General features: G+C 31.4%; 22 protein-coding genes and 2 riboswitches. Of the genes, 21 read left to right on the forward strand and 1 reads right to left on the reverse strand.

The features are described 5' to 3' along the window. Positions 1 to 198: 198 nt before the first annotated feature. From resA to CN692_RS20720, 11 genes are all read left to right on the forward strand, one after another. Positions 199 to 726: a thiol-disulfide oxidoreductase ResA gene (gene resA / locus CN692_RS20670; RefSeq protein ID WP_098121006.1), complete on the forward strand. Its 528-nt coding sequence runs from the start codon at positions 199 to 201 to the stop codon at positions 724 to 726. A 28-nt stretch (positions 727 to 754) separates the two neighbouring features. Then, on the forward strand, positions 755 to 2377 hold the full coding sequence (resB, locus tag CN692_RS20675; protein ID WP_098121007.1) for a cytochrome c biogenesis protein ResB: 1623 nt from the start codon (positions 755 to 757) through the stop codon (positions 2375 to 2377). A gap of 13 nt (positions 2378 to 2390) precedes the next feature. Continuing rightward, entirely contained in the window at positions 2391 to 3557 is a 1167-nt protein-coding gene (ccsB, locus tag CN692_RS20680) for a c-type cytochrome biogenesis protein CcsB (RefSeq protein ID WP_098121008.1), read from the forward strand. 237 nt (positions 3558 to 3794) lie between these two features. Next, complete coding sequence (locus CN692_RS20685; RefSeq protein WP_098121009.1) at positions 3795 to 4514, forward strand: response regulator transcription factor; 720 nt, start codon at positions 3795 to 3797, stop codon at positions 4512 to 4514. After that, positions 4514 to 6301: an ATP-binding protein gene (locus CN692_RS20690; RefSeq protein WP_098121010.1), complete on the forward strand. Its 1788-nt coding sequence runs from the start codon at positions 4514 to 4516 to the stop codon at positions 6299 to 6301. Before CN692_RS20685 ends, CN692_RS20690 begins: the two co-directional genes overlap by 1 nt. Positions 6302 to 6474: 173 nt before the next feature. Then, a riboswitch (cobalamin riboswitch) is annotated at positions 6475 to 6647 on the forward strand. Positions 6648 to 6770: 123 nt separating this feature from the next. Next, positions 6771 to 7730 (forward strand): ABC transporter substrate-binding protein, encoded by a 960-nt coding sequence (locus CN692_RS20695; protein ID WP_098121011.1) that lies wholly within the window; start codon positions 6771 to 6773, stop codon positions 7728 to 7730. Beyond that, the gene (locus CN692_RS20700) at positions 7696 to 8748 is read left to right on the forward strand and encodes a FecCD family ABC transporter permease (RefSeq protein ID WP_098121012.1); all 1053 of its coding nucleotides are present in this window, start codon (positions 7696 to 7698) and stop codon (positions 8746 to 8748) included. Before CN692_RS20695 ends, CN692_RS20700 begins: the two co-directional genes overlap by 35 nt. After that, a complete protein-coding gene (locus CN692_RS20705) occupies positions 8745 to 9530 on the forward strand; it encodes an ABC transporter ATP-binding protein (RefSeq protein WP_098121013.1) in 786 nt (261 codons plus the stop codon). The genes CN692_RS20700 and CN692_RS20705 overlap by 4 nt, the downstream gene beginning before the upstream one ends. 34 nt (positions 9531 to 9564) lie before the next feature. Further along, on the forward strand, positions 9565 to 10134 hold the full coding sequence (locus tag CN692_RS20710) for a cob(I)yrinic acid a,c-diamide adenosyltransferase (protein ID WP_098121014.1): 570 nt from the start codon (positions 9565 to 9567) through the stop codon (positions 10132 to 10134). 577 nt (positions 10135 to 10711) lie between these two features. Beyond that, positions 10712 to 11620 (forward strand): phosphotransferase, encoded by a 909-nt coding sequence (locus CN692_RS20715; RefSeq protein ID WP_098121015.1) that lies wholly within the window; start codon positions 10712 to 10714, stop codon positions 11618 to 11620. A 64-nt stretch (positions 11621 to 11684) separates the two neighbouring features. Further along, positions 11685 to 11820, forward strand: a riboswitch (FMN riboswitch). A 215-nt stretch (positions 11821 to 12035) separates the two neighbouring features. Further along, positions 12036 to 12602, forward strand: coding sequence for an ECF transporter S component (locus CN692_RS20720; RefSeq protein ID WP_098121016.1), 567 nt, complete (start codon positions 12036 to 12038; stop codon positions 12600 to 12602). 176 nt (positions 12603 to 12778) lie between these two features. On the opposite strand, the gene CN692_RS20725 is transcribed toward CN692_RS20720, so the two are convergent. Next, a complete protein-coding gene (locus tag CN692_RS20725; protein ID WP_056466764.1) occupies positions 12779 to 13027 on the reverse strand; it encodes a ferredoxin in 249 nt (82 codons plus the stop codon). 322 nt (positions 13028 to 13349) lie between these two features. Between CN692_RS20725 and CN692_RS20730 the strand changes: the two genes are divergently transcribed. From CN692_RS20730 to CN692_RS20775, 10 genes are all read left to right on the forward strand, one after another. Further along, on the forward strand, positions 13350 to 14423 hold the full coding sequence (locus CN692_RS20730) for a helix-turn-helix domain-containing protein (protein ID WP_179874502.1): 1074 nt from the start codon (positions 13350 to 13352) through the stop codon (positions 14421 to 14423). Then, on the forward strand, positions 14410 to 15927 hold the full coding sequence (locus CN692_RS20735; RefSeq protein ID WP_179874503.1) for a RecQ family ATP-dependent DNA helicase: 1518 nt from the start codon (positions 14410 to 14412) through the stop codon (positions 15925 to 15927). Before CN692_RS20730 ends, CN692_RS20735 begins: the two co-directional genes overlap by 14 nt. Positions 15928 to 15936: 9 nt before the next feature. Continuing rightward, a complete protein-coding gene (locus CN692_RS20740; RefSeq protein WP_098121019.1) occupies positions 15937 to 16521 on the forward strand; it encodes a CPBP family intramembrane glutamic endopeptidase in 585 nt (194 codons plus the stop codon). Beyond that, positions 16518 to 17153 carry a LysM peptidoglycan-binding domain-containing protein gene (locus CN692_RS20745; RefSeq protein ID WP_098121020.1) on the forward strand — a complete coding sequence of 212 codons (636 nt, stop codon included), beginning with the start codon at positions 16518 to 16520 and terminating at the stop codon, positions 17151 to 17153. Before CN692_RS20740 ends, CN692_RS20745 begins: the two co-directional genes overlap by 4 nt. Positions 17154 to 17241: 88 nt before the next feature. Then, the gene (locus CN692_RS20750; RefSeq protein WP_098121021.1) at positions 17242 to 17874 is read left to right on the forward strand and encodes a CBS domain-containing protein; all 633 of its coding nucleotides are present in this window, start codon (positions 17242 to 17244) and stop codon (positions 17872 to 17874) included. Positions 17875 to 18033: 159 nt separating this feature from the next. Next, the gene (locus tag CN692_RS20755; RefSeq protein ID WP_098121022.1) at positions 18034 to 18792 is read left to right on the forward strand and encodes a hypothetical protein; all 759 of its coding nucleotides are present in this window, start codon (positions 18034 to 18036) and stop codon (positions 18790 to 18792) included. Positions 18793 to 18823: 31 nt separating this feature from the next. Continuing rightward, positions 18824 to 19732: a MerR family transcriptional regulator gene (locus tag CN692_RS20760; RefSeq protein ID WP_257131665.1), complete on the forward strand. Its 909-nt coding sequence runs from the start codon at positions 18824 to 18826 to the stop codon at positions 19730 to 19732. Positions 19733 to 19808: 76 nt separating this feature from the next. Then, positions 19809 to 20423 carry a genetic competence negative regulator gene (locus CN692_RS20765; RefSeq protein WP_098121024.1) on the forward strand — a complete coding sequence of 205 codons (615 nt, stop codon included), beginning with the start codon at positions 19809 to 19811 and terminating at the stop codon, positions 20421 to 20423. 365 nt (positions 20424 to 20788) lie between these two features. After that, positions 20789 to 22069 (forward strand): Glu/Leu/Phe/Val family dehydrogenase, encoded by a 1281-nt coding sequence (locus tag CN692_RS20770; protein WP_098121025.1) that lies wholly within the window; start codon positions 20789 to 20791, stop codon positions 22067 to 22069. Between the two features lie 139 nt (positions 22070 to 22208). Further along, positions 22209 to 23186: a YpdA family putative bacillithiol disulfide reductase gene (locus tag CN692_RS20775; RefSeq protein ID WP_098121026.1), complete on the forward strand. Its 978-nt coding sequence runs from the start codon at positions 22209 to 22211 to the stop codon at positions 23184 to 23186. Positions 23187 to 23451 lie beyond the last annotated feature (265 nt).

A 23451-nucleotide genomic window follows, 5' to 3' on the forward strand; every position in this document is an offset into this window, starting at 1 on the left:
TGTGTTTATATCAGTCTGATATCATATATTTGGACTTATGTCTTCACACTGACTCGGTAAATACCGAGTTTTTTCTTTTCTTTAAAAATGATTAATATAGTATAAAAAATTGAAAATTTAGTCTTTTTTGAAACATATCAAAATTCTATTCAAGAATAGGAAATAATGATATTCTATCATATGGGGGGAACTGTATATATGAAGAAAAATAGGACGTTAATACGAACAATTATCTTATTAGTTTTGCTTTGTGCAATTGGGTATACTTTTTACATAAATTTCTTTAAGGATGATGAAGTAATTACAAAAGGAAGTAAAGCACCAAACTTTGCAATGACGGAGCTAAATACTGGAAAACAATATACTCTTTCAGGTGAAAAAGGAAAAGGTGTAATCGTTAATTTTTGGGGAACATGGTGCGAACCATGTAAGCGTGAAATGCCTTTTATGAACGAAATCTACTCAAAATACAAGGACAAAGGTATTGAATTACTTGCTATGAACGCAGATGAATCGAAATTTTCTGTAGAAAGATTTGTAAGCGATTATAAACTTAAGTTTCCAGTTGGAATTGATAAAGATCAAGAGGTTTTAAATATATATGGTGTGAATCCTTTACCAACATCATTTTTTGTAAGTCCTGATGGGACCATTAAACGAATCGTAACTGGACAAATGACGCCGAGTTCTTTTGAAAGTTATATTAAAGAAATATTGCCAAAATGATGAGTGAGCATTAGTTAGGGGAAATAATATGGAGACTTTTAAATGTGAATGTGGTCATCTTAATCATGTAGGTACTGTAATATGTGAATCGTGTGGTAAACCTCAAGATGAAGGTGCAACAGAATTACTTGATATGCGCTATGAAGGTACTGCTAGAAGGTCAATCGTTAATAATCAAACAATTATCGATAAAGTTTGGACTTTTTTCTCATCCGTAAAGGTAGCAGTCATCATAATAATTATAACTCTAGTAGCAGCAGCACTAGGTACTATTTTTCCACAACGAGATTTACTACCGCCAACTGCGAATCCAACAACGTTTTATCAAGACGAATATGGTATTTTTGGTAAGATTTACGATGCAATTGGATTAGATAATACTTTTAGCTCTTGGTGGTTTATGCTATTAGTCGCATCGATTGGGATCTCACTTGTAATTTGTAGTTTAGATCGAATTTTACCACTCTATAAAGCGCTCAACAAACAAACGGTTACTAGACACCCAAACTTTTTACAAAGACAAAAAATGTTTGGAATTAGTAGAGTTGATAATATTCCAGAAGAAATTGAAAAAGCTAAAGTTAAGTTGCAAAAAAGAGGATATAAAATCCGAGAAGAAAATGGCAATATTTTAGCTGAAAAAGGTCGCTTCTCTCGTTGGGGTCCATATGTAAACCACATTGGTTTAATTATCTTTTTGATAGCAGTTATGTTGAGATATGTTCCAGGAATGTACATGGACAAGGCTTTATGGGTTCAAGAAGGTGAATTAAAACCTGTAGTTGGTACAAATCAAAACTATTATATTAAATTAAAAGATTTTCATATGGAAACTTACGATAAAAATAAAGAAAGTAAAATCTATAAAAAAGCTATTGAGCGTTATGGAAATGACAAAATTCCAAAAAACTATCAGGCTGATGTTACGCTATATAAAAGACAAGGTAATTTAATACCTGGGGAAGACCCAAAACTTAAAAAAGTAAAAGATTATAGTATTAAAGTAAATGAGCCTCTAAAGTTTCAAAACTTTGCTCTATATCAAGTAGACTATCGAATTGGAGAGTTTAGTGCATTTTTATTTACATTACAAAATAAACAAACAGGAGAAAAATTAGGTCCAATTAAAGTGGATTTACAAAATCCAAAACAATTTTATGATTTGAAAAATGGATATAAAGTAGAACTTAAAAATTATTTTCCTGATTTTTATTTTAACTCTGATGGTCAACCTGATACGAAAACAAGAAAGCCAGACAACCCAGCATTTGTATTTAAAATGACAACACCAAAAACGCCAAAAGGTGAAGTAGCATTCGTTGCAATTAAGCAAAATATTGAACCAAATGGGGAAAATAAGTTTAAGATGTCATTTGCTGGTATTGAAACAAAAGATTCAACTGGATTAACTGTTCGAAAAGATTTAACACTATGGTTACTAGCACTTGGTGGAGCAATCTTTATGATTGGTGTTATACAAGGTATGTATTGGTACCATCGTCGTATTTGGATCCAAAATCAAGATGGGGAAATTTGGATAGCGGCATTTACGAATAAAAACTATTATGGATTAAAGCAAGAGTTGAAGAAAGTGTTGGGAGACACAAAGATTGAAGTTCCTATTGATCAACAAGCTGAGAAAAGCGTTTAATTAGGGGGAAAATATGTACGAGCTAAGTAGTAATTTTTTATTTACCGCGTTTATTTGTTATATTGTAGCTACTTTCTTTTTTGGCGGCTCGATGAAAACAAATGATAATGGTCCTAATAAATGGGGTACTATTGGTATTTCTGTAACGATTATTGGATTTTTATCACAACTTACTTATTTTGTTACTAGATGGATTGCAGCAGGACACGCACCTGTTAGTAATCTATTTGAATTTATTACATTCTTTGGGATGATGTTGATTTTTGCGTTTATTATGATTTATTTCATGTATCGCTTAAATATAATCGGACTTTTCGCATTACCATTGTCGATTATTATCATTGCTTATGCAACAGTATTTCCACACGAAGTTAAGCCATTAGTTCCTTCTTTAAAAAGTTATTGGTTATACATTCATGTAACGACTGCGGCATTAGGAGAAGCTATTTTAGCTATTAGTTTTATTACAGGTCTAATTTATTTAATTAAAAATATCAATCAAAAAGTTTCAAATAAGAAAACATTTTGGTTAGAAGCTGTTTTGTACTTCTTAGTAACAGTTGTTGGTTTTATCGTTATTTCAACGGCATTTACTGCATCAGGCTACGAAGCAAAGTATACTTGGATCAATAAAGATAAAGTTCAAGAAGATATGGTTTATAATCTTCCTTCACTAGTAGGACCTCATAAAGGTGAATTAAAAACAGAAGGTAAATTTGAAGCTCTTGCAGAAATGCCAGCTATGGTGAATGCTAAAAAATTGAACACAGTAATTTGGTCAATTTTTGCAGGTGCAGCATTATATGCAATTATTCGTTTAATCCTTAGAAAACGAATTGGAGCATTTTTACAGCCTTTTGTTCAGAAGGTAGATAGTGAATTATTAGATGAAATCGGATACCGTGCTGTTGCGATAGGTTTTCCAGTATTCACTCTTGGTGGACTAATCTTCGCCATGATTTGGGCTCAAATTGCTTGGACGAAATTATGGAGTTGGGATCCAAAGGAAGACTGGGCATTAATAACTTGGTTATTCTATGCAGTTTTCCTACATCTTCGTTTCAAACGAAACTGGCAAGGTGAAAAATCTGCATGGCTAGCTGTTATCGGATTTGCGATTATTATGTTTAATTTGATTGCAGTTAACTTAATCATTGCAGGTTTACACTCATACGCATAATTAAAAAGATGTACTAAAAACCCCCGTAAAGGAAATGAATTTTCCGTGTCGGGGGTTTTTCTACGTTAAGAAAAGAAAGATTTATAAACAATTTCCTAAGTTCTTCGCTGCTCGATTCTGGATTTTTTCACTAATTTATGGAAATAATAAATTCAAAGAATTATGTAAAAATGTTCACAAATTGTACTAGAATATACGATTTTTATTATGTAAAATTATGAAGAGGGGGTTATAAGCATGGAACAAAATATAAAAATATTAATAGCAGATGATGAAGATCGTATTAGACGATTATTAAAAATGTATTTGGAACGTGATGGATATAGTATTGATGAAGCTGATAATGGTGAAGATGCTTTAAATTTAGCATTAAAGAATGAATATTCATTGATTGTACTAGATTTAATGATGCCAAAAATTGATGGAGTTGAAGTTTGTAGGGAATTACGAAAAACTAAAACAACGCCAGTCATCATGCTAACGGCTAAAGGTGAAGAAACAAATCGTGTTCAAGGTTTTGAAGTTGGTACGGATGACTATATCGTTAAACCTTTTAGTCCACGTGAAGTAGTACTTCGAGTAAAGGCTCTATTAAGACGTGCTTCTCCAGTACCGGTATTTACTTCTGATAATACTTCTGCAAAAGACATAGTAGTGTTTCCGCATTTAACGATCGATAATGATGCTCATAAAGTAATTGTAGCTGGTGAAGATATAAGCTTAACGCCAAAAGAATATGAGTTATTATTATTTTTAGCGAAGTCACCTGAGAAAGTTTTTGATCGAGAAACATTGTTAAAATCTGTATGGCAGTACGATTTTTTTGGGGATTTACGAACAGTTGATACACATGTCAAACGACTTCGAGAAAAATTAAGTAAGAGCTCTGAAGATGCTGCAAAAATGATTGTCACAGTATGGGGCGTGGGTTACAAATTTGAAGTAGGTCAGGAGTAATGATTCTAAGAAGTTTAGTTGGAAAGCTTTGGCTTACAATTATATTATTAGTATCTCTTGTGTTATCCTTTCTGACATTTGTCTTAATAGGTTTTTTTGAAAAATTTTATATTGACCTTCAAGTACAAAATATGAAGGATGACGCTTCAAAAATTGCACAATTAATTGAAAATGGCCAACCAATTTCAAATATTGAATATTTATCAAATAATATTGTGAGTAGGTATTCAAGAGTAATTATTTCGATTGATGGTCAAAAACCGTGGTATTCAAACAATACATATGGAATACAAGATTTACCTTTTAAAGAAATACAAAATGATGATGTATTAGACCAAACACTAACTAAAGATAAAGAGGTTAGTAAAAGACTAGTCTACGGTGAAAATAGTGAAAGGGAAAAATTAGTTGTTGGTGTGCCGTTAAATGCTAATGCAAAAAATGGAGCTGTATTTGTTTACCAAACATTGCAACCTGTTAAAGTAATGATTCACCAAACAACTAATTTTGTTTTGCTCGCTGCATCAATTGGAATCGTATTAACAACATTTTTCTCTTTTTTCCTTTCATCAAAAATTACAGCACCGTTAAGAAAGATGAAAGAAGTTGTGGGTAGTATGACTTCGGGTAATTTTAATGTGAAAGTGCCAATTCATTCTAGTGATGAAATTGGAGAGCTAGCCTATTCATTTAATAAAATGAGTAAACAATTAAATTTTAATATGAATGCATTAAAGCAAGAGAAAGAAAAGGTTTCTAATATAATTACAAGTATGGTAGATGGCGTTATTTCAATCGATAATGAAGGACGAATTATAACAACAAATCCACCGGCAGAACGCTTTTTAAAAATGCTTAATGATGATTATTTTGAAGAAGAAACCTCGTCACTCGTTTTAACGAAGGAATTACTAGATTTATTTGAATTAGTTGTTGTAAGTGAGAAAAAGCAATTTATTGAATTAAATTTTGATCAAGGTAATTGGCAAGTTTTAATGTCACCACTTTATAATCAGACAAATATAAGAGGCGTTGTAGCTGTAATCCGAGACGTGACAGAACAAAGGCGTTTGGAGAAGATGAGAAAGGATTTTATAGCTCATGTCTCTCATGAGTTACGTACTCCTATTTCTTTACTACAGGGCTATAGCGAAGCGATTGTAGATGGTGTAGCAGAATCTAAAGAAGAAATGCAAGAGTTGTCACAAATTATTTATGATGAGTCACTTCGAATGGGTAGATTAGTAAATGATTTGTTAGATTTAGCAAGAATGGAAAATGGTTTTACTGAATTGAATCGAGATCATGTCCCATTGATTCAATTTGTAGATCGAATTTTACGTAAGTTCAAAGGGCTAGCAAAAGAAAAAAATATTAAGCTATTTGGTGAAATCGATAATGTTCCACATGTAGATGTATATATCGATGAAGATCGAATGGAGCAAGTTTTTACTAATTTAATTGATAATGCTATTAGACATACAAATGAAAATGGCAGAATAATTGTATCTGTAAGTCAAAATGAAACATCGACAATATTTAGTTTCATTGATTCGGGTGCAGGGATTTCAAGTGAAGATTTACCATTTGTGTTTGAACGTTTTTATAAGGCCGATAAAGCTCGTACTAGAGGTAGGAGCGGTACTGGGTTAGGGTTAGCAATTGTTAAAAATATTGTCAATGCTCATGGTGGATCAATCAAGGTTTCAAGTGAGATTGGACATGGAACGACATTTAAAGTGAAAATCCCTCATGATTTACGAATGAACGAAAAAGATGTAGAGTAATCTTGTTTCATATAAAACATTTTCCTGAGATTTTAGTTTCTAAACTTCAAGTTAAATAAAGTTATGTTTGGACTGTTCTCACCTGGATAAATAATTGAAATATAGTATTTTACACAACAAAATCTAAATAAAATAATTGAATTCTTACTCAATATATCTTACGATTGAATTAATGAAATATTGATGAGTTTAGTGCAAGTATTGCTTAAAAGGGAATCTGGTTACAATCCAGAACTGTCCCCGCAACTGTAATGTGGACGAAACGGCTATCCACTGTTCGAAAGAATGGGAAGGACGGAGTAGGTTGAAGCAAAGTCAGTAGACCTGCTAAAGTCATCCTTGTTCAATTCTTCGGGGAGTAAGAGTTTGAAGCAGCAGTTGCAAGACTTCTTGTATATGTATGTTGTTTCAGCCCCGTTCAAAATGAATGGGGTTTTTTTATGCTTTCCAAAATTTTAGGAGGATTCAAATGAAGAAGTTTTTAGCTAGTTTTATCATGATTTTATTGTGTTTAGGTTTATTTGGTTGTACTAATGATACGACACAAAAAAAATCGAATGTAGGTACAAATGAACAAGCAACTTTTCCAATGACTGTTAAAGATGCTACGAAAAAAGAAGTTACGTTAAAAGAAGCACCTAAAAGAATCGTTTCACTAATTCCAAGTAACACAGAAATCCTTTACTCTATTGGAGAAGGGAAAGAGGTCGTTGGAGTAACAGATTTTGATAATTATCCAAAGGAAGTAAAAAACATTGATAAAGTTGGCGGAAACAATGCTGACATGACTTACAATGTTGAAAAAATTATTTCTCTAAAACCTGATTTAGTATTAGCTCATGAATCAAGTTTAGGAATTTCTGCAGATGGCTTAGAGCAATTAAAACAAGCAGGAATCAATGTGTTTGTCGTTAAAAATGCTGCAACTATTAATGATGTATATGATACAATTTTACAAGTTGGAGAAATCACAGGTAAAACTAAGCAATCTAAAAAAGTAGTAAGTGGAATGAAAACAAAATTAGATGAAATTAGCAAAAAAACAGCTAAAGCAGGTAAAAATCCAAAGGTTTGGCTTGAAATATCAGGTCCACCAGAAATATATACAGCAGGCAAAGGTACTTTTCTAGATGAAATGATTTCGATGATTCATGCTAAAAATATAGCTGAAAATCAAAAAGGTTGGGTACAGTACAGTGAGGAATCAGCAATAAAAGCAAACCCTGACGTAATTTTGACTACTTATGGTGATTTTACTCCAAACCTAGAAAAAACGATTATAGCTAGAAAGAACTGGCAAACAGTAAGCGCAATCAAAAATAAACAAGTATATGATATTAATGCAGATACAACATCTAGACCAGGTCCAAGACTTGCAGAGGGAGTCGAAGCAATTGCAAAGGCGGTTTACCCAGAGCTTTTTAAATAATACATATTTAATCTTTATCTTTCCAATTATTTTATTAATTTTTCTATTTATTTTAGGGGTTTCGATTGGTTCTACATCGATTCCCTTTTCTTCTATCATTTCTAGCTTTTCTGATGCTATATTTAAAACTAATTATGTTCCAGCAGATATTCAAACAATTGTTATGAATATCCGTGTGCCAAGGGTTTTGTTGGCTGGATTAGTAGGAGCGTGTCTTTCATTAGCTGGAGTCGCGTTTCAAGGTATACTTAAAAATCCATTAGCCGATCCTTTTACATTAGGTGTTTCTTCGGGCGCATCTGTAGGGGCAGTGTTTGTTTTATTTTTTCAAATAAGTTTACCGATTGTTACTTACTTTACTTTACCAGTAGTTAGTATTTTATTTGGTTTTGGTACACTTTTAATCTTATTATTATTTGTAAGAAAATTAGATCGCTCTTTAAATGTCGAAACAATCATATTAGGTGGAATCATAATCAGTTCATTTTGTTCTGCATTGTTATCATTATTTATCACATTTTCGAATAATGAATTACGTGCAGTAATCGGCTGGTTAATGGGGAATATTGGAAGTAGAGGTATTCAGTATTCTTTAAGTTTACTACCATTTTTAATTGTTTCATTTTTGATTTTATTTAGTCAAAATAGACATCTAGATGCGATGACATTTGGTAGTACAAATGCAAAGCATATAGGTATTGATGTGAAAAAATCTACTTATCTAATTTTGCTAACAGGAAGTATTTTATCTGGTGCAGCTGTAGCGGTATCTGGAACAATTGGGTTTGTAGGGTTAGTTGTTCCGCATTTTACTAGACAGCTAGTTGGTCCACTACATAAAAAATTACTGCCATTATCAATGATAAATGGAGCCATATTTTTAATAGGTTCCGATATTTTATCGAGAGTAGTACTCGCGCCTCGAGAATTACCAATTGGAGTAATTACTTCCTTAATAGGTGCTCCAATGTTTGCGTTTATATTACTATCACTGAAAAGAAATAGAGGAAAAGTATGATTAAAAGTCAAGATATCTCATATTCATATGATGGAATTCATACAGATTTGGATGGACTCACCTATTCGATCAATCAAGGAGAATGGCTAGGGATTATTGGACCTAACGGAAGTGGGAAGTCTACATTTTTAAATATTCTATGTGGACTTTTTAAACCTTCTAAAGGAAATGTTAAGTTAGATGGAGAATTAGTTTCTAGTATGTCTAATAAACAAATAGCTAAAAAGATTGCTGTGTTGTCTCAACAAAATTCCTATACATTTTCATATGAGGTAAAAGAAACCGTGAAATTAGGGCGACTAGCCCACTCTTCTTCTTTTTTTCCTAGTTGGACAGATCATGACGAAACAGCCGTTAGAAGCGCAATGTCAATGACAGGTACTAATAAGATGGAGAAGAGCTTAATCAATGAAATTAGCGGTGGTGAAAGGCAAAGAGTATTTCTTGCCCAATGCTTTGCACAAGATACCCCATACATTTTTTTAGATGAACCAAGTAACCATTTAGACTTGATGCATACAATTAAAATCTTGGACATGTTAAAGGAATTACAAAAAAATGAGAATAAAACTGTTGTAACTGTCTTCCATGATTTAAATTTAGCAAGTCTTTATTGTGATCGACTATTAGGTTTAAAAGACGGCAAAATTTATATTGAGGGAAAAACAAACTCAGTTTTAACTGAAGACATATTAAAAGGCCTATATGATACTTCTTTTCAAATTTTAGATAACCCTGAAACAAATAAAAAAGTCATTATATATAAGAGTAATGTAATTTAACTTAAATTTATATTGAAAAAAGGAGAGGTTTTTCATGAAAATTTATACAAAAACTGGGGATAAAGGTCAAACGAGTTTAGTAGGTAAACGAGTTGATAAAGATGATTTAAGAGTTGAGTCTTACGGTACAATTGACGAAGTAAATACAATCGTTGGGTACGCAATGACTTATTTAGATCATGAAGATACAATAGATTTATACAATGCACTACAAAAAATACAACATGAATTATTTGATTGTGGTGGTGACTTAGCAGTCGTTAAGGACAGTATACCGTTTAAAACGACTGAGAAAATGGTTGAAGAACTTGAAACTTTAATCGATGAGTATATGGAAGCAACACCACCATTACAACGATTTATTTTACCTGGTGGATCAAAACCTGCTGCGATCATCCATCAAGCAAGAGCAGTTACTAGACGTGCAGAACGAACAGTCGTTACATTGATGAAACAAGAAAACATACACTTACCAGTATTTTTATATTTGAATCGACTATCTGACTACTTCTTTGCACTAGCTAGGTTAATAAATACACGTTTAACGATTAAGGATGTAGAATACGAACGTGGAGCAATTGTATTTCGAACAGATAAAAAATAAATAAAAAAGTAGCGATTGTTTAGTAGAATTTTTCAAAACAATCGCTACTTTTTTGTATAAATCGATTATTTCAATCATAGAATGATTTAGTGTATCTTTTAGCATTTCAATTTGCTAGTAATCTGAGTTTCTTATACATATAGAAGAGTTAAAGGGTATGAATGAAAGTTCATTTTAAATGTCAAAAAAAGAGGAACAGGCTATCCTAACACAAAATTTTCTTTATAAAGTTAAAAAAACTTTCTTGGTAATCGTCTACTAATGCACAGGGCTCGTCAGAAAACCAAATTTCATGGGTAGGAGGAAATAATACAATGGTTGATTTTCTTAGAAGGTGTTTTTTGATAGTTGTGTTTGTATTAACGATTGGTCTATTGTTTATTGGAGGAAATCGAGAGAAATTAAAGGAAGTAGTTTTAGATAAAAACTTTCACGAATTAAAAATGGTTTCAAATCCTTAAAGTTTAATAAGTTATTGATTGTTTTTAGAACTTCAAATATAAATGTAATTTGCTATTAAATTTGGTAAAGTACATTTATAATGTGAAGTTCTATTTTTATTGTTAAGGAGAAAGAAATGTCTAACATATGGGATCCGGCAATTGTAATGAATGAAGGATTAGTGAAAGAAATAGTAAAAGAGCAATTCCCTGGAATTACTATAAAAGAAATTAAAAAAATTGGAGAAGGATTTGATAATACTGTTTTTAGCTTAAACAATGAAATTTTACTTAGATTTCCACGTAGAAAAATTGCAGTAAAGATCTTAAACGTAGAAAAAAATCTACTACCGGTAATACATAATCAATTTGAAATGAATACAACCGTGCCAGTACTTGATGGTAAGCCTTCAAAACTATTTCCTTGGCCATTTTTAGGTTATAGCTATATTTTAGGAAAGCCTCCAATTCGATTGAATAGAGAAGAAAGAATAGCATTGATTGAACCACTCGCAATCTTCTTAAAACAGCTACACTCAATTGATCTAATTGAATTGGCGAAAATTAAACTACCGTACGATGAGCTGAGGAGATTAGATATTAACTTTCGAAAGCCGCAACTAGAAAAATATGTTCAACAAGCTATACGGAATAAATTAATTGTAGATGAACAGAAAATTAACCATTATATTGAAAATTTAGTTGAAATTCAGAGTGAGACATCATTGATACTAGTTCACGGGGACTTACATTTTAAAAATATTATCGTAAATGAACAAAACAAACTGAAAGGAATAATTGATTGGGGGGACGCTCATATCGGAAAATGTGAATTAGATTTATCAATTGTATATAGTCTAATTCCGTTTGATCAGAGAGAGTCTTTTTATGCAATTTATGGTAAAGTGTCTGAAGCTTCAAAGAAACTTGCGCAGTTTAAAGCGATTTTTACAACAATTGTACTTTTGGTATATGCACACGATCAAAACGATTACACATTGGTAAATTTTTGCCAAGAAAACCTACGAAATGCTCTAATTGAGTAGGTAGATTTTTTTATTTACAAACTGTATTTAATTTAGTAACATTAAAAATGTAAATTAATATACGATCTATCTTCGGGGCGGGGTGAGATTCCCCACCGGCGGTAATTAAGCATTGCTTATAAGCCCGCGAGCCTGATTTTTGGGCAGGATCTAGTGCGATTCTAGAGCCGACAGTATAGTCTGGATGGGAGAAGATGGAGGTTCGCAAGTTCAAAAAATTTATCTTTTTGAACGCTTATTTGGCGTGCTGAAAATTCTCCCCTATTTCTAAAAATAGGGGATTTTATTTTATTTGCATAATTTTAAATTAGTTTTCTTATTTTGATTTGAACTTATAAAGCTATTTGCAAATAGTACGCTACTTAAGCGAACCTTTCATTTTTCTTGATATGATCGGGAAAAAGGAGAGAGGTAAATGCAACAACGTAACAAAGTAAATATAATGGTGATCGTAGCAATGCTTAGTAGTATTTCATATCTACTAATGTTGATCGAATTCCCAATTCCGATTTTTCCAGATTGGCTTAAACTAGATTTTAGCGAGCTTCCCGCATTAATTGGAGCAATCGTTTTTGGTCCATTTGCTGGAATTGCTGTAGTTTTAATAAAAAACATCCTTCATATTGCAATTAAAGGTACTACGACAGTCGGACTTGGAGAGTTAGCTAACTTTATTGCAGGGGTAGTATATATTTTACCTGCTTCGTATTTCTTTCGTAAATATCGCACTATAAAGGGATTAACGATAGGATTAATTGTAGGCACGATCGCAATGACTGTAGTTTTAAGTATTTTGAATTATTTTGTGCTATTACCTGCATATGCACATTTCATGCATTATCCACTACCAAATAAAGTAATTGTTGTGTCAATTATGCCATTTAACTTGTTAAAAGGAATTTTAATTATGGTGATAACCTTAGTATTATACCCTAAATTAAAAGTTTGGTTAACTCAAAGAATGAACGTTCATAACGTATAAATATATTAAAGTGTCTACTAAATTTAGTAGACACTTTTTGTTTTTTAAACTTTATTCGGGCTAATATCTTGCTCGCGTCTTTCATTAAAGCATACAGTCCGAAGTCTTTGGATTTATACTTTATCATTAAATTGTTAAATAAAAAAAGCGACGAAATTAATTCGTCGCAGTTTTTACTATTCGAATTTTAAAGCGTCGCCATCGAAAGATTCGTCAGCAACTTTGATTGAATCTGTTGGGCAACCTTCGAATGCATCCATCATGTCATCAACTAAAACGTCTGGAATTTCAACGATTCCTTGGTTATCATCTAGAGTAACGTATGCGATCCCTTCATCATCATAGTCATAGATATCAGGTGCAGCTGCGCCACAAGCGCCACATGCGATACAAGTGTCTTTATCAACGATTGTATATTTTGCCATTGTATTGACCTCCCAAATTATTCCCTGTTTTTGTTACAGATACTTTTTTTTGTAATGTACCTGTAAACATTTTAAAACGGTTTCCAAAACTTTTCAATATAATTGTACAAGGTTTTGAAAAAAACGAGAAATGATGAAATCTCAAATAAAATAAATAATGATTTTTATACGTAAAAAATGGTTCGGTTGTTGATACATATGATAAGCTAGAATAAATAATAACTATTTAAAAAAAATGCACAAATATTTTTGTACTACTATTTATTATTTGAAAAAATATTCAAATATATTATTGTTAATAATTATATCCGTGAGGTATACAATGTCTAAACGATCAATATTGGAAGAAATCATACTTTTTTTAATTCATCGATATAATGGCGAGCGAACTGTACAAGGTATTTTGTATTTATTAAAAGGTAAACAAAGTGCTCAAATTATTCAAGATTCTCATTTTTACAATGTAACATCATTTTTCGGCCTATTCCCATTCCTTACTCAACAGACTATGCAAAACATAATAAATGGTTTAGAAAATATAGGGTATATAAAAGCATCTGAACATAAAAATACATATTTATTAAATAAAAATGGGCTAGCTTATATAGAAAATCAAAATTTACAGTTCAAAGAATTCATATTTATAAATGGACTAAGGTTTTCTAGTATTCAAAAAATTTTTTGGAAAAGATTTTCGTTGTTCTTTCAAACAATTTCAAACTTAAATATGAATCAAAAGTATTTTAGAGCTGTTAATCAAGATTATGATATCCAAGAATGGGTAAAAAATGTGATTCTAAATTTTGGTGGTAAAAAAACTGAATTAGTTAATTGTTTTTATGAAGACTTGCATAAGGTTTTAATGAATTTAAGTGATGATGATGCATTGCTATTTGTAAAGCGTTTATCTGGAGCTAATGCTTATGGAATGACACTAGAACAAATAGCATCTGAAAATAATGAAAGTGTCGAGACGATCTATATTAAATCAATCAACATATTACACCAAATTCTCACTAATTTAATTGAAAATAAACTTGATTACCCTTTTCTAAGTAAATTTGTTCAAGGTGAAAAAAGTACAAATATAACAAATACTTCGATTGAGACAAAGCGTCTATTTGCAGAAGGGAAAACAATTCAAGAAATAGCATCTATTCGTAATTTAAAGCTTAGTACAATTGAAGATCATATCGTAGAGTGTGTATTAAGTGACGAGTTATTTCCAATTGAACAATTTATTACGCCAATTCAATATAGTCTCATAAAAAATAAAATTATTGAGCTCAATACAAGGAAAATGAAAATGGTTAAAGAAGATTTATTAAATGAAGTATCCTATTTTCAAATTCGTATTACACTTGCAAGAATGGGTGATTTACATGGACCTAAATAAAGTTTTATTCGAAAAATTTGGTTATCAGTCCTTTAGGAATAATCAAAAAGAAATCGTAAAAGACTTATTAAACTCAAATGATGTATTAGCGATGCTTCCAACAGGTGGTGGAAAGTCATTGTTATATCAATTAACTGGGCTACTTTTACCTGGAATTGTTGTGGTCGTTTCACCATTACTTTCACTAATGGAAGACCAAGTCGAACAATTAAAGGCCTTTGGAGATAAGCGAGTCATTGCATTAAATAGTTTTAGAAGTTTTGAGCAAAAAAAATATTTATTAAATAATATAAGTAGCTATAAATTTATTTTTGTTTCTCCTGAAATGCTACAAAATCAATTTTTAATTCAAAAGCTCTCAGCACATAAAATATCATTATTTGTTATTGATGAGGCACATTGTATTTCTCAATGGGGGCACGATTTTAGACCGGAATATAAAACTTTAGGGGAAATAAAGAAGAAATTAAACAATCCGACAGTTTTAGCATTAACCGCAACTGCTAGTGAAAACGTCCGGGAAGAAATAATCGAAACATTAGATTTAAAACATGTACACAAGTATATTAACTCAGTTAATAGAGAAAATATTGCAATTCAAGTTGATCATGTAGACTCAGAAATTCAAAAAATCGATAAATTAACGGATTATCTTTCTAAATTAAAAGGTCCAGGGATTGTTTATTGCGGAACAAGATCTACATGCGAAAAAATTTCACATACCATAAGAGAAAAATTGAATTGTAAAGTTGCATATTACCATGGTGGGATGGAGCATGAACAAAGAATCTTAATCCAACAACAATTTATTCAAAATCAAATTGATATAATTGTATGTACAAGTGCTTTTGGAATGGGGATAAATAAACCGAATGTAAGATTCGTGATACATTATCAATATCCGACGAATATTGAAAATTATCTCCAAGAAATAGGGCGTGCTGGTCGTGATGGTGAGGCAAGTATAGCAATTTTACTTGTAGCTGAAGAAGACCACGAATTACCATTAAGACTAATTGATGACGAAATACTTTCAGTAAATCAAGTTGAGTCATTTATATCGTATTTAAGAAAATTAGAAGATAATCCGATAAAATTGAATGAGAATTTATTATTAAATTGGAAAACAGTTTTTCAATTTAGTGAAATTCAGTGGACAGTGTTCTATGCTGAAATGGTCAAAAATAATGTAATTGTAGACGAAAACTTGTATAAAGAACAATTAAATTATGAGTTTTATGAATCAATTCAAGAATTAATTAAAGAGAGGAAAAAAGTAAAATATTTCAAGCTGAAATCGATGATTGATTTTCTTTCTTCCACTACTTGTTATCGAGAAAAATATCTTTCTTTTTTTGATGAAATTTTAAATAATAAACCAGCTAACTGCTGTAATATTTGTGGTTTATCATTTGAAGATTATTGTTTAACTGATCGTGAGCAAATTGAAAATACAGGAGTACTTTCATGGGAACAGGAGTTAAGAAATAAATTGGGGCTGTGAGGAAACGATATGGAACGTGAATTAAATAATCAAGAAATTCCCGTTAACTATTTAAAGAAAAGTGTTTATAGTACGCAACTTGTCATTTTAGCAATATCGATAATTTGTATAGCGATTTTCATAGGTACTGGTAAATTTATTAATGATTTACATTTTTATAAAAATTATCAAACTTATTTATATGGCTTTGGAGCTGGGGTTGGACTAGTAATATTTAATATTTTACTAAATTTTGTGATTCCAGAACGTTTGCTAGATGATGGCGGCTTTAATAAAAGATTCTTTTCGTCGCTTTCGATTCCTGAAATGACAGTGCTTTGTATACTAATTGCATTATCAGAAGAATTACTTTTCAGAGGATTTATACAAGCTAAATTCGGTTTAATTATTGCTTCGGTTGTTTTCGCTTTAGTTCATTTTCGTTATGTAAAAAAGCCAATTTTACTAACTGTTGTATTGATCGAAAGCTTTTTCCTCGGATACTTATATTTGAGAACAAATAATATCATTATTGTATTTCTCGCTCATTTTATATTGGATTATGTATTAGGAATGTATATGAAACTAAGTTTGGAAAGTGAAGAAAAGGAATGAATAAAGAGCTTCAAAGTAATAGTATAGCTGACTTAAGTCGAAAGAATAAAAATAAGAAATTAAAAAATCAAAAAAGTAAAGATCCAGCCAAGTCAAGTGATCTATTAAATCTCCCACCTAGAAGTGAGACGATGAAAAGAAAAGAAGATGAACGAAGACCATGGTGGAAAATAAAATATCCATTGATTACAGCTTTAGTAATCATTTTTATTTTCCTACCGTTTGGCGTAGTTAAGTTCGTTCATAGTAAATATGATAAAATTTTTACTCCAAAAGGAAGTTTAATCGTTCCTTCAAATAAATTTGAAAAAGTTAGACTAGCTGCTACTGAAAAATTTAAAAGCCATAAAAATAAAAAGGAAAGCACTAAAAATGCTTCTATAAAAAGTGATGTAACAAATGAAGTAAAACCTCAACCTTCATCTAGTGAAACTGATTCAAATGGATCGGTTGGCGTAAAAGAAATAAATCATGAAGTAAAAAGAGGGGAAACATTATTTACTATATCGATGAAATATTATGGTAATCGAGATGGTGAAGAAATTATTCAAGATGCAAATAATCTACAAAGTATTGAAGTGAAACCTGGTCAAAGTTTAAAAATCCCATTAAATGTCGATGTGGATAAATAAGATTTGAGAAGTTCAAAATCTAGACAAATCCGTTTAAATTGAATGCTTCCTTTCTATGTTATAAATAGAGTGAAGGGAGTGTTATAGAATGTTAGCAAAACATCGAATGCTTCAAAATCATCAAGTCATTACGGTTCAATCAAACGATCCTGTAGATCGTGCAATGAATCTTTTATTAGAAAAACAGATTGATAGCGTACCTGTATTATCAGGAAATAAGTATGTTGGCATGATTTCACAAGCTGAGATTTTTAGAAGTTGCTTCTATAGTGAATTGTCAAAAGAAGAATACATTAGAAACATAAAAATAGGTGAAATAGCAACACATCAAACAATTTGTGTAAAAGCGGAAGAGCCATTTGAAGATACAATGCACTCATTAAAAAAGTATCCATCTATTGCGGTAGTTGATGATGAAAGAAATTTCGTTGGACTTGTTATAAGATATGACGTTATCGAGATTTTTCAAGAAGTACTTGGAAAGGATTGTCCAGGAATCAGGATTTCAATGACAAGTATGGAGCAAGAAGGTCAACTAGCGAGATTACTTGACTATCTTCATCATTTTAAGATCAACGTCATTTCACTTGTAACGTTTGATTCAAAAGATCAATTATTAAGAAGAATTGTCTTAAAAATAGAAGCTAATAAAAATATAGATAAAATTTTAAGTAAATTTGAAGAACTCGGCCTTAGAATAGTATCTGTTACGAATGAGTAATGTACTGTTTTTTTGTCTAATTTAAAACTTATGCACATTCAATACGAATGGACATAAGTTTTTTTTGCAGTTTAAAATTTTTCAATTTCTACTAGTTTTTGTATAATAAACAAAAGTGCTATGAACTGTACGTATAGAAATAAATTAAATTGCTTTTATATGAATGGCGTAAAAACAAGAGGAGCAACATGGTATTTACTTAAGGGGGAAATTAAAATAAAATTTTTAGTATTAATTGGATTAATAGTAGTACTGGCGATTATTCTGCTATTAAATCGAAAAAGTAAGTTAGAAATTATCAATAAAAAAATTAAAATTGAGCATTTAGATGATTCATTACAGTCCATTCAATTTATTTGGATACCAGATATAGGTGATATTCGTTCTAAGTTGAGTGAGATTGAAAGTATTTGCAATGAAAATACAATCATTCTCTTAAGTGGATATTCAAAAAGGCAAACAAAAAAATATAATGATGTAAACATACAATATTTATCTACTATGGCTCCTGTTTACTTTTTATGGAATGATCAGGACTATCGTGGCAATTATAGAGATTTAAATGCATTATTACTAGATTGTAAAGTTACAATTTTAGAAAATACAAGTGCTTCATTTGAGACTGAAAATGGTACGAAATTTACAATTATAGGTTTAGATGATGTGAAAACAAATAGAGATCAACTTTCGTTTGCACTTGAAGAGCTTTATGAAGACAGTTTGTGTATTTTATCAAGCTATACTGAAGTAATGGATAGTAATATTAGTAATTTTAAAAGTATTCAAGTTTATCTGTTTGAAAGAAGTCAATCAAATGTAAAACGAAATCAGAAAACGGTATATTTGGAGCTACATAACAATAAAGGAATTCGAAAACAAAACACACTAACTGTCATAAATTTTGAGGTTATGAAATAAGGGTTTTGTTTACATGCAGGAGGAAAGAAAATTGGCCCAAATAGGAAAATACAATATTAAAGCAATTTCTAACATTGTAGGGATATTACCAGGCACTTTAAGAGCTTGGGAAAGAAGATATAATATTATAAGTCCTGTACGAAATGATGCTGGCCATCGACTTTATACAGAAGAACATGTATACATCTTAAAATGGCTTGTTCAAAAAGTTAATGAAGGATTTACAATTGGACAAGCGATTAATTTATATGAAGCAAAAGAGCATAAATCATCTAATGATCAATCACTTTCCGAAAATCTACAATCTGATGCTTTAGTAAATCGTATTGTATCATCACTATTAACTTTTGAAGAAAATGAAGCACATAATTATGTGAATGAGGCATTTAGTCTTTTTTCAGTTGATAAAGTGTTATTTAAAATCATTTCTAAAGTTTTCATTTTAATAGGTGATAAATGTCGTAACGGAGAAATTACAAGTGCACATGAACACTTTGCGACCTCTTTCTTAAGAACAAGATTAGGGATGGTTTATCAAAACTTACCAAACAATAAACATTTGCCAAAGTTAGTTGCAGTTTGTGGTCCAGATGAAAAGCATGAATTAGGTTTATTAATATTTACTATTTATTTACGAAGAATTGGTTTTCAGGTAATTTATTTAGGAGCATCTATTGACTCTAATGACGTTGAACAAGTTATAAGCGAAGTGAATCCAGCTGGATTTATTATGTCATGTACTTCTAAAGATAATTTAAAGAAAACAATTGATCTAGCCATTACAATCAAAAAAATTAAGTCTGATATCATTATTGGAATTGGTGGTCACGCAGTTTCAACTTGTGACAGCCCTATAATGGATTCAATCCAGGAATTTTATATAGGGAATGGACAATCAAACTGGGATGAGTGGTTAAAGCAGAATTTTAATTATAAATGAATTTTGACTTTAGAATCACCAAAAGTATTTAAAAACATAAACTGTACTATGGTAAATGCAGCAAGGAGGCTAGTTCATGAGGTTGGAACGGTTGAACTACAATAAAATAAAAGTTTTTCTTACATCTGATGATTTATCTGAACGTGGTCTGACAAAAGAAGACTTATGGTATAATGCGCCAAAAGTTCAACAGCTTTTTCAAGATATGATGCATGAAGCTAGCGTAGAACTAGGTTTCGAAGTAGATGGTAAAGTATCCGTTGAAGTTTTCTCTCTTCAAGCTCAAGGGATGGTAGTAATCGTCACAAAATCCGATGATATTGAAGAAGAGGAAGATGAATTTCAAGATGATTTTATATCAATGGAAGTAATCCTTGATGAAAGTGAACATATATTGTACGAGTTTTCTACTTTGGATGATCTAATCCTACTTTCTGAAAAATTAGTTTCATGTGATGCTATTGGTGGAAGATTGTTCTCTTTTGAAAATACGTTTTATTTAAAGTTTGAGGAGAATGAAATAGGAAGACTAGATCGTGAAACATTTTATGCGATATTAGCTGAATATGGTAATCCTTCCACAAGAACAATTTATCGTATTATTGAGTACGGTAAAGAGCTTATTTCAGAAAATGCTATTGAACAACTGCATTTTTATTTCGTTAAAAATAAAAATAAAGCCTCTCAGTAATTTATTACGAGAGGTTTTACTTTCACATTTGAAAGTATAAATTTGCACCGGTGAAGTCAAATCGACGTAGTTTCCAATTCAAGATCTAACGTGCAGTGCAACTACGTCTCTGTCTTCGGCTAAAGGCTCGCCAATCGGCGAGTTTTCTTTATGTAAATTTTTTATGAATATATTGTATTTCTTCATATTCTTTCCTTTTCAAACTTTGTAAATAGGAGTATAATGACCTTAGAAAACGCTTACATTAAACAAATATTATATTTTGTTTTCTATGTGTTTATAACTTTCAAAATGGGATGGAAAGTTGTATACTAATTTCAGAATGAATGAAACTTTTCATAGTTCAAATTTCTAGGGGGTTTACAATGGTTGCCGAGAAATCTACAGAGAAAAATAGCAACACTGAAGAACAATTAGATGTACTAGCGCCTACACAAGTAGTAATCAAAGAAGCGTTAGAAAAATTAGGATATTCAAATGAAATGTATGAACTTTTAAAAGAACCAGTTCGTATGATGACTGTAAAAATTCCAGTTCGCATGGATGATGGACAAGTGAAAATTTTCACTGGTTACAGAGCACAACATAATGATGCAGTAGGACCAACTAAAGGTGGTATCCGTTTCCATCCGAATGTAACAGAAAATGAAGTGAAAGCACTTTCAATCTGGATGAGCTTGAAATGTGGAATTGTAGATTTACCATATGGCGGAGGTAAAGGTGGAATCGTTTGTGATCCACGTGATATGTCTTTTCGTGAGTTAGAAAGACTTAGCCGCGGTTATGTTCGTGCAATTAGCCAAATCGTAGGACCAACTAAAGATATTCCAGCTCCAGACGTATTTACGAACTCTCAAATTATGGCTTGGATGATGGATGAATATTCTAGAATAGATGAATTTAACTCTCCTGGTTTTATTACTGGTAAGCCATTAGTATTAGGTGGCTCTCACGGTCGTGAAACTGCTACTGCTAAAGGTGTTACAATTGTAATTCGTGAAGCAGCTAAGCGTAAAGGTATTAACTTAGAAGGTGCACGAGTTGTTATCCAAGGATTTGGTAATGCAGGTAGCTTCTTAGCTAAATTTATGCATGATGCTGGTGCAAAAGTTATTGGTATTTCTGATGCTTATGGTGCTCTTCATGATCCAAATGGCTTAGATATTGATTATTTATTAGATCGTAGAGATAGCTTTGGTACAATTACTAAACTATTTAATAATACAATTTCAAATAAAGAATTATTAGAATTAGATTGTGATATTTTAGTTCCTGCAGCGATTGAAAATCAAATTACAAAAGAAAATGCTCATAACATTAAAGCATCGATTGTAGTTGAAGCTGCTAATGGACCTACAACACTTGAAGCGACAAAAATTTTAACTGAACGTGGAATTCTACTAGTTCCAGACGTATTAGCTAGTGCTGGTGGCGTAACTGTTTCTTACTTTGAATGGGTACAAAATAACCAAGGTTATTACTGGACTGAAGAAGAAGTAGAAACAAGATTAGAAAAAGTTATGGTACGCTCATTTGATAATATTTATGAAACAAGTGTAAATAGAAAAGTAAATATGCGTCTTGCAGCTTACATGGTAGGAGCGCGTAAAATGGCTGAAGCTAGCCGATTCAGAGGTTGGGTATAAGCTTATATATGATAAAAAACAAGATGGGAATTTTTCCATCTTGTTTTTTTGTTTACCTATTATTAGACAAAATAAATTTTTTACGTAAAATAGATATAGTAAATATAACTAAGAATTAAGTTTAATGGAGATGTTTCAAATGGAAAAAGTTGAAGTTCTGATCATAGGTGGAGGACCTTGTGGTATTGCGGCTTATCTAGCTCTGAAAAATAAGGGGATATCTGCATTAATAATTGAAAAAGGAAATATAGTTCATACCCTTAGTCGATTCCCAACACATCAAACGTTTTTTAGTACGAGTGAAAAATTAGAAGTGGGAAATATTCCATTTATTATCGAAGGTAGAAAACCGAAGAAACATCAGGCACTAGCTTATTACCGTGATGTTGTAAAAAGAAATAATATAAAAATTAATGCTTTTGAAGAAGTAACGTCTGTTACAAAAAAAAGTAATTTTATGATTGAAACAGTTACGACAAACGGTGAAGAAAAAAAGTATGAAGCAAAAGCAGTCATAGTTGCTACAGGATACTACGATCAACCAAACTACTTATCAATTCCTGGTGAAAAGCTTGAAAAAGTTTCACATTACTTTTTTGAAGGACATAAGCATTTTAATCAAAAGGTTGCAATTATTGGTGGTAAAAACTCAAGTGTCGATGCAGCGCTAGAATTAGAAAAATGTTGTGCGGAAGTAACTGTCATCTATAGAGGTAGTTCGTATTCACCAAGTATTAAACCATGGGTTTTACCTGAGTTTGAAGGGCTTGTCCGTTCAGAATCTATCAAAATGGAATTTAACGCAAATATAGTAGAAATCAAAGAAGACTCGGTTGTTTATGAAAAAGAAGGGCAAATAATCGAGATTGAAAATGACTTTGTCTATGCAATGACAGGTTATCATCCGGATCATACTTTAATTAAAAGTATGGGAGTAAAGGTAGATGATCAGACGGGGCGACCACTATTTAATCCAGAAACGATGGAAACTAATGTAGAGGGTATTTATATTGCTGGAGTAATCGCTGCCGGTAACAATGCAAATGAAATTTTTATTGAAAATGGCCGTTTTCATGGAGATTTAATTGCCTCTCATATAACAAGTAGTTCAAAGTAAATGGGCAAAGTTTTTTTTGGATAATTTTTTAAAATTCTCAAGTTCTGCGAATTTATTGATAAGTTCATTTTTCAACAGTATATGAACATTGCATAGCTACGTTTCAGACGGATGAAAAATGAGCTTGTCGATCAGTGTCCATCATCATCAGTGTTAAGAAAAATCGGTCGTAGTGGACTTCTACTACGGCCTATTATGATTATGGAGTTTTCTTATTTTTGTATTTTTACATACTATTGAAGCTTTTATTAGTAAGTTTTTTTGA

This window comes from Bacillus sp. AFS002410 (assembly GCF_002556365.1).
Classification (GTDB): Bacteria; Bacillota; Bacilli; order Bacillales; family Bacillaceae_G; genus Gottfriedia.